We start from the raw sequence: 7,504 nt of genomic DNA on the forward strand, positions 1-7,504 counted from the left end.
AGAATATACCTCATTGGTTCATATTTAATACTAATTTTAAATAAGAACTGTTACGAATTACGAATTTTGTCGACTAATTAGTAAAATTAAAAAAATGAATTCACACGAAATAGATTATAAAATATATGGCTGTACGTTTTCAAAACAAATGAGACATTTCAGTTAAAAAATTAAGAGAGTGTTTTTTTTATAAATTTATAATTTTTTGTTGAAAATACAATTGCCTTCTTTTAGCGATTGTTTTTTGTTTAATAATTGCTCTTTTTTCCAATATTTTATCTGCTCTTCCGAAATACATATCGGCAGGAGTTAGATTATTCAAAGCCTCATGATATCTACGATTGTTGTAATTTTCGACAAAATGTTCGAGGGCAAAAATTAGTTCCTCAGGATGATAATAATGATCCAGTTTTACCACATTTTTCATTGTTCTATGATAACGTTCAATTTTTCCTTGCGTTTGAGGATGAAGCGGTTTTCCTCGTATATGTTTCATTTTTTGAGTATTTTTCAAATAATCTTTTAATTCATTTGAAACATAACAAGGTCCATTGTCTGACAATAATTTTGGTCTCTGTTTGGTTTTAATTTGAGCCTTTTCAATTGCCTTTTTTACGGTTCTTTTTACATCTTCAGCCTTCATCGAGCTGCACAACTCCCAATGAATAATATAGCGACTGTAATCGTCCAAAATAGTACTCAAATAATACCATCCCCAACCAATAATCTTGAAATATGTAAAATCTGTTTGCCACATTTCATGCACAAAATTGGTTTTGTCGTTGAATTCATTTGCTGCTGAAATTAAGATATGATTGGGTGCAGAAATCAAATCTCTTTGCTTTAATATCCGATAAACGCTCGATTCTGAAATAAAAACACCTAATTCGTCCGTCATTTTAAATGCTAATTCTCTAGCCGATAATTCTGGATAATCTAAGGCTAATTCTACAATCAAATCTTTCTGAGATTCGGGAATACTGTTCCATTTTCGATGAATAGATGGACGTTTTGATTCTAAACCTTCAAATCCATTTTCAAGATAATTAGAATACCATTTGTAAAATGTACTTCTGGAAATACCAAACTCATCCAAAGTCCGTTTAACACCGATTTCTGAACGTGTAACAACTTCAATAATCTCGTATTTTTCACTTGCTGATAATCGCATATATTTCTTGAATTTACCAATTAATCCAATGAGTCCAAGGTTTTTTTTACGATATCATAGCGAACAATTAAATCGGCTACAATCTCCTTTAAACGCATGTTTTCTTTACGTAAATCAGAAACATCATTGCTCGTTGCTTCACGTGTTATATCGCCTGAAAGTCGCTTTTTACCAGCTTCCAAAAACTCTTTATTCCATTTATAGAATTGAGATTGTGAAATCGAATATTTTCGACATAGTTCAGCAACAGAAGTCTCTGCTCGTAAAGCTTCCATTACGATTAATATCTTTTGTTCAGCTGTAAAAATTCTTCGTGTATTATTACGAATATCTTTTACAAATTTTTCTGGAGTTTTCTTTTTAGAATTTGACATAATTAAAGTTAATGTTTTAATGAAAACACTAACTTAATTTTTAGGTCTTAACTGTCCACTTTTTGCTGAAGATTTACAATTTGAAAAAACTTTTATTAACCGTTATTTTTTGTTCAGGATTTACGTTTGGACAAAATATTTTATCTTTTAGTAATGATCAATATAGCGGGATTAACGGTAGTGTTTTTTCTCCGACAACTTCATATTTTAACCCGAATAAATGGGATATTAATATTATTTCTGAGGATATTTTATTCAGAAATGATTACGCTTACGTATCCGATCAAAACGTATTAGGTTTAATAAAAGGTGAAACAAAATCAGCAAATATAAAAGCTGGAATAAGAGGAGAAACGCATTCTAATATTTTAGATTTCGCAACTAGAAATACGATTTCTTATCATTTGGAAAATGATTTTCTGGGACCTTCCGTTTCTTTTAAAAAGAAAATTAATAATCAAACTTATCGTCTTGGAATTTTCACCCGACTTCGTACACAAGGTTCTATTAAAGATTTAGATAATTATTTTCGTTTTAGTAATCAGAATGAAATAGAACCAAAAAATTATGAGTTTGAACCTACAAAGACAAATGCAATGAATTGGGCTGAATTAGGCTTAAATGTTGCGACAAATTTGTATACAACTAATACTTCTGAAGTTATTATTGGGGCAAATATTAAATATCTTTTGGGTTTAGATGGCGCGTATATCAAAAGTAAAAACGCGATAAAATTAGAAGCTGAACCAACTATAACAAGTACAATCGACAATCCTGATGCAAATATTTATGCGTCAAATTATGATATAAAAGCAGGATATTCTACCAATTATGATTTTGATCGAGATAAATATGTTTTACGAAATAGAGGAAATGGAGTTGGAATAGATTTAGGAATTTCTTTTGTGAACAGAAGAGCGAATGATGAATTATATGATTTCAAATTTTCGGCAAATTTATTAGATGTTGGATTAGTAAAATTCAGAGGCGATAACCATCATTTCTACAATCCCTCGCAAAGAGTTCAAATTCGTAATAATCCAAAATTAGATGGAGTTGAATTTGAAAGTGTTGATCAATATTTAGGACTTTTGAGCAAAGAAGTTTATGGTGATGAAACAAAATCTAAAACTGGAAATAATTTTTCAATCGGTTTACCAACAAGTTTGCATCTTAATCTAAGTAAAAAAATTATCGAAAATCATTATTTAAATTTCAATTGGATGCAACGAATTCCAGTTTTCGAGAATAGTTTGAAACGTATCAATGTGCTCCAAACTTCTTATTCTATCCAAAAAGATGGATTTGGAATTGGGCCTTCACTTTCTATCTATGATTATGAAAATGTAACGTTTGGAGGTTATGTAAGAATTGGCCCTCTAATTTTGGGCAGTGATAATGCAATTCCAATCGTTTTCAAACAGAAAAAATTAACTTCTGCGAACTTTTATTTTGGATTAAAATTTTATCCTTTTTGGGACAATGAAGCCAAAAGACGAAGTAGAGAACCTTGTGAATGTGAATAAAAAAAACCTTTTACGCAAAACGTAAAAGATTTAAAAAATATTTCTATTTATTTTGTTAAAATTAGTCAATAGCTTTGACAACCGCTTTTTCGGCTTCTTTTCTTGTCCCGTCGAAACCATCAACACCAGAAACAGTTGTGTATTTCAAGACAAATTTTTTCCCAGGATTCATTCTATTGTAAACAGACTGACACATTAACGTTGCTTCATGGAAACCACATAAAATCAATTTCAATTTTCCTGGATAAGTATTTACGTCTCCAATCGCGTAAATTCCTTCGATATTTGTTTGATAATCTAACGCATTATTTACCTTGATTGCATTTTTCTCAATCTCCAATCCCCAATTTGCAATAGGACCTAGTTTTGGAGAAAGACCAAACAATGGAATAAAATAATCTGTTTCAAGTTCAAAAGTTTCACCTTCTTTTTCAATTACCAAACTTTCCACTTTTCCTTCACCTTTGATTCCAGTAATTTCAGCTGGAGTAACCAAATTAATTTTTCCAGCTTTTTTCAATTCAATTACTTTATCAACAGAATCTAACGCTCCACGGAACTCATTTCTTCTGTGTACCAACGTAACTTCCGCAGCCACATCAGCCAAGAAAATAGACCAATCCAAAGCAGAATCTCCACCACCAGCAATTACGATTTTTTTATCACGGAACAGTTCAGGATTTTTTACAAAATACTCCACTCCGTTTTCTTCATACGCTTCGATGTTTTCGATAATTGGCTTACGAGGCTCAAAAGATCCAAGACCACCTGCAATCGCAACCGCTTTTCCTTGCACTTGCGTTCCTTTATTTGTTGTTACAATAAAAGTTCCGTCTTCTTGCTTATCGATTGTTGCAGCTTGTTCGTTCAATGTAAAACCTGGCTCAAATTGTTTGATTTGCTCCATTAAGTTATCAATCAATTCACCTGCACCAACAGAAGGATAACCAGGAATATCAAAAATTGGTTTTTTTGGATACAATTCTGTCAATTGCCCTCCTGGTTGAGGAAGTGCATCAATAATATGACATCTCATTTTTAATAAACCAGCTTCGAAAACGGCAAAAAGACCAGTTGGTCCAGCTCCGATTATAACTATATCTGTTTGAATCATTTTTTTGAATTTTATTTAGAACGTTACTAAATTGAATGCAAATTTAATGAATTTGAAAGGATTAATCGATGATTATCATCAGAAGTCTAATAATATTTATTGATAATAAAAAAGACAAATTCAATAATGAATTTGTCTTTTGAAGTTGTAGCGAAGAGCAGAATCGAACTGCCGACCTCAGGGTTATGAATCCTGCGCTCTAACCATCTGAGCTACCTCGCCTTGTTTTTAGTGGTGCAAATATAAGAGGTTATTTTCGATTAAAACAAATCTTTTTTGAAATATTTTCAATAAAAAGTCGCTTAAATAGGCTAATCAATTGAAATTCATTAAAATTAAAATCACATTTTTTTGAAGAAAATATCATCTACAAAAAAATCCTCAAGCAAAACTTGAGGATTTTGATATTTTATCTGCTTTTCTACTTATGCTAAAGCATTTTTGATACGTGTCATTGCTTCTTTCAACTCCTCTACAGACGCCGCATACGAGATACGAATACAATTTTTAGATCCGAAAGCCGAACCAGAAACAACCGCAACTTGAGCATGTTCTAATAAATATAAAGCCAAATCATCTGCATTGTTAATTGTAACACCATTGTACGTATTTCCGAAAGTTGCCGTAACGTCTGGGAATAAATAGAAAGCTCCTTTTGGTTCGTTAACTTTGAGTGTTGGAATTTCTTTCGCCCAACCTAACATCAATTCACGACGTTCTGCAAACGCATCAACCATGTATTGAACTGAGCTTGGATCTGCTTCTAAAGCCGTAATTGCCGCACGTTGAGCGATAGACGTTGCTCCCGAAGTCACTTGTCCTTGTAACGTTTCACATGCTTTTGCTAACCAAGCTGGTGCTCCAATGAAACCAATTCTCCAACCTGTCATTGCGAAAGCTTTTGCTAAACCATTTACAGTTACTGTTTGATTATAAACTTCTGGGAAAGATGCTATCGAAACATTTTTATCTCCATAAACAATGTGCTCATAAATTTCGTCCGAAATAATAATCACATCTGGATATTTTGCTAAAACCTCAGCCAAACCTTTCAATTCTTCTCTTGTGTAAACTGATCCTGACGGATTACAAGGAGATGAATAAATAATAGCACGAGTTTTATCTGTAATTGCAGCTTCTAACTGTGCTGGTGTAATTTTGAAATCAGCTTCTAAAGTTCCTTCCACAAAAACTGGCGTTCCTCCTGATAATTCTACGATATCTGAATAAGAAACCCAATAAGGTGTTGGAATAATTACTTCAGTTCCTTCGTCTACAATTGCTTGTAAAACATTATAAATAGATTGTTTTGCTCCAGTAGAAACAACAACTTGATTTGCTGTATATTCAATATTGTTATCACGTTTAAACTTCTTACAAATTGTTTCCTTCAAATCTGCATACCCTGCAATTGGAGGATATCCTGAATAATTTTCGTCGATAGCTTTTTTAGCTGCCTCCTTGATAAAATCTGGTGTATTGAAATCTGGTTCTCCAATACTTAAACTAATCACATCGATTCCCTGTGATTTTAATTCTCTTGCTTTCGCAGACATTGCAATAGTTGCAGATGGTTTCAAATTCTGTAAACGCTTTGAAAGTTGCATAATATTTGTGTGTTATTTGTAATGTAACAATTTATTATTGCGAAGATACTTTTTTCTCCGTAGAATTTTGTTACTTTTAATCATTAAAAATCTAAGAATAAAATAAAAAATTATGGCTGAAATTACATTCAAAGGAAATCCTATTCATACAGGCGGAGATTTACCTATAATTGGTGAAAAAGCGCCGATTTTTGCTTTAACAGCAGGAGATTTAAGCGACAAAACATTGGCTGATTATGCTGGAAAAAATGTTGTTTTAAATATTTTTCCAAGTGTTGACACTGGTGTTTGTGCGCAATCTGTACGAACTTTTAACAAAGAAGTTTCTTCTGCTGCAAATACAGTTGTGTTATGTATTTCGAAAGATTTACCTTTCGCTTTATCTCGTTTTTGTGCTGCCGAAGGTTTGGATAATGTAGTCACTTTATCTGATTTCAAAAATGAAGAATTCGCAAATGCTTATGGTGTTAAAATGGTTGATGGACCATTAAATGGATTATTATCTCGCGCAGTTGTAGTAATTAATCCAAATGGAGAAGTTGCTTATGCAGAACAAGTTCCTGAAATTGGACAAGAACCAGATTACACACATGCTTTAGCTGCAATTAAGTAATCAAAATAAAAAAAAGCGTTACCCGAAAAGTAACGCTTTTTGTTTTGACTATTTTGTGTAAGATAAACTACTTCGCAAACTGAGCAGCTAATTTTTCTGCTTTTTTAGATTCTGAATAATCATAGAATCCTTCTCCAGATTTTACTCCTTTTTTACCAGCAGTTACCATGTTAACTAACAATGGACAAGGTGCATATTTAGGATTTTTGAAACCATCGTACAACACTTCTAAGATTGATAAACAAACGTCTAAACCGATAAAATCTGCTAATTGTAATGGTCCCATTGGATGAGCCATACCTAATTTCATTACTTCGTCAATTTCTTTCACGCCCGCAACTCCTTCATATAAAGAATAAATTGCTTCGTTAATCATTGGCATTAAAATACGATTGGCGATAAAACCTGGATAATCATTCACTTCAACTGGAACTTTTCCTAATTTTTCTGACATTTCCATAATCGCTTTCGTTACTTCGTCTGTTGTATCGTAACCACGAATAATTTCAACCAATTTCATCATCGGAACTGGATTCATGAAATGCATTCCAATCACTTGTTTTGGACGACTTGTAACAGACGCAATTTTTGTAATCGAAATAGAAGAAGTATTAGACGCTAAAATTGCATTTGCTGGCGCAGCTTCATCAATTTGTTTGAAGATTTTCAATTTCAAATCTAAATTTTCTGTTGCAGCTTCTACAACTAAATCCGCATTTTTTACCGCTTCCGCAGTATCTGTAAATGTTGTAATATTATTTAAAGTTGCTGTTTTGTCAGCTTCCGTAATTTTTTCTTTGGCGATCATACGCTCCAAATTTCCAGCGATTGTTTTCAATCCACGCTCCAAACTATCTTGAGAAACGTCAACCAAATTCACTGCAAATCCTGATTGTGCGAAAACGTGAGCAATTCCATTCCCCATCGTTCCAGCTCCAATAACTGTAATGTTTTTCATCTTTTTGTATGTTTGTTTTTATTATTTATTTTTTTTCGAGATTCGAAGTTCGAAATGAGTTTTGCGAAATTTGATTTTTCAGAATGAGAAGCTGAAATGAATTCAGCTTGACAAATTTTCGTCATTCTGATTTCTATGACA

At 32.6% G+C, this 7,504-nt stretch carries 5 protein-coding genes, 1 tRNA gene and 1 pseudogene; 2 read left to right on the plus strand and 5 right to left on the minus strand.

The window, feature by feature from the left end:
* Window positions 1–187: 187 nt before the first annotated feature.
* Window positions 188–1,545 (minus strand): annotated as a pseudogene (locus B3R94_RS09150) (IS3 family transposase).
* An 80-nt stretch (window positions 1,546–1,625) separates the two neighbouring features.
* On the opposite strand from B3R94_RS09150, the gene B3R94_RS09155 reads away from it, so the two are divergent.
* Window positions 1,626–3,071, plus strand: a complete 1,446-nt coding sequence (locus tag B3R94_RS09155) for a DUF5723 family protein (RefSeq protein ID WP_219034880.1) — start codon at window positions 1,626–1,628, stop codon at window positions 3,069–3,071.
* Between the two features lie 61 nt (window positions 3,072–3,132).
* Here B3R94_RS09155 and B3R94_RS09160 read toward each other — a convergent pair whose 3' ends face one another.
* The 3 genes from B3R94_RS09160 to B3R94_RS09170 all read right to left on the minus strand — a co-directional run bounded on the left by B3R94_RS09160 (window position 3,133) and on the right by B3R94_RS09170 (window position 5,792).
* Window positions 3,133–4,185 (minus strand): NAD(P)/FAD-dependent oxidoreductase, encoded by a 1,053-nt coding sequence (locus B3R94_RS09160; protein WP_115001902.1) that lies wholly within the window; start codon window positions 4,183–4,185, stop codon window positions 3,133–3,135.
* A 148-nt stretch (window positions 4,186–4,333) separates the two neighbouring features.
* Window positions 4,334–4,407: transfer RNA gene (locus tag B3R94_RS09165), tRNA-Met, on the minus strand.
* 203 nt (window positions 4,408–4,610) lie between these two features.
* Complete coding sequence (locus B3R94_RS09170; RefSeq protein WP_115001903.1) at window positions 4,611–5,792, minus strand: pyridoxal phosphate-dependent aminotransferase; 1,182 nt, start codon at window positions 5,790–5,792, stop codon at window positions 4,611–4,613.
* Between the two features lie 112 nt (window positions 5,793–5,904).
* On the opposite strand from B3R94_RS09170, the gene tpx reads away from it, so the two are divergent.
* Window positions 5,905–6,405, plus strand: coding sequence for a thiol peroxidase (gene tpx, locus B3R94_RS09175; RefSeq protein WP_114997736.1), 501 nt, complete (start codon window positions 5,905–5,907; stop codon window positions 6,403–6,405).
* A 67-nt stretch (window positions 6,406–6,472) separates the two neighbouring features.
* Here the strand turns inward: tpx and B3R94_RS09180 are convergent, their stop codons facing one another.
* Complete coding sequence (locus tag B3R94_RS09180) at window positions 6,473–7,363, minus strand: 3-hydroxyacyl-CoA dehydrogenase family protein (protein WP_114997739.1); 891 nt, start codon at window positions 7,361–7,363, stop codon at window positions 6,473–6,475.
* Window positions 7,364–7,504: the final 141 nt, after the last annotated feature.

The organism is Empedobacter sp. UBA7611 (assembly GCF_002484365.1).
In the GTDB taxonomy this organism is placed as follows: Bacteria; Bacteroidota; Bacteroidia; order Flavobacteriales; family Weeksellaceae; genus Empedobacter; species Empedobacter falsenii_B.

Excerpts from the sequence above, each read along its gene's own strand:
- B3R94_RS09160 (WP_115001902.1), bottom strand. The coding sequence starts at position 4,185 with ATGATTCAAACAGATATAGTTATAATCGGAGCTGGACCAACTGGTCTT.
- B3R94_RS09170 (WP_115001903.1), bottom strand. The coding sequence starts at position 5,792 with ATGCAACTTTCAAAGCGTTTACAGAATTTGAAACCATCTGCAACTATT.
- tpx (WP_114997736.1), top strand. The coding sequence starts at position 5,905 with ATGGCTGAAATTACATTCAAAGGAAATCCTATTCATACAGGCGGAGAT.
- B3R94_RS09180 (WP_114997739.1), bottom strand. The coding sequence starts at position 7,363 with ATGAAAAACATTACAGTTATTGGAGCTGGAACGATGGGGAATGGAATT.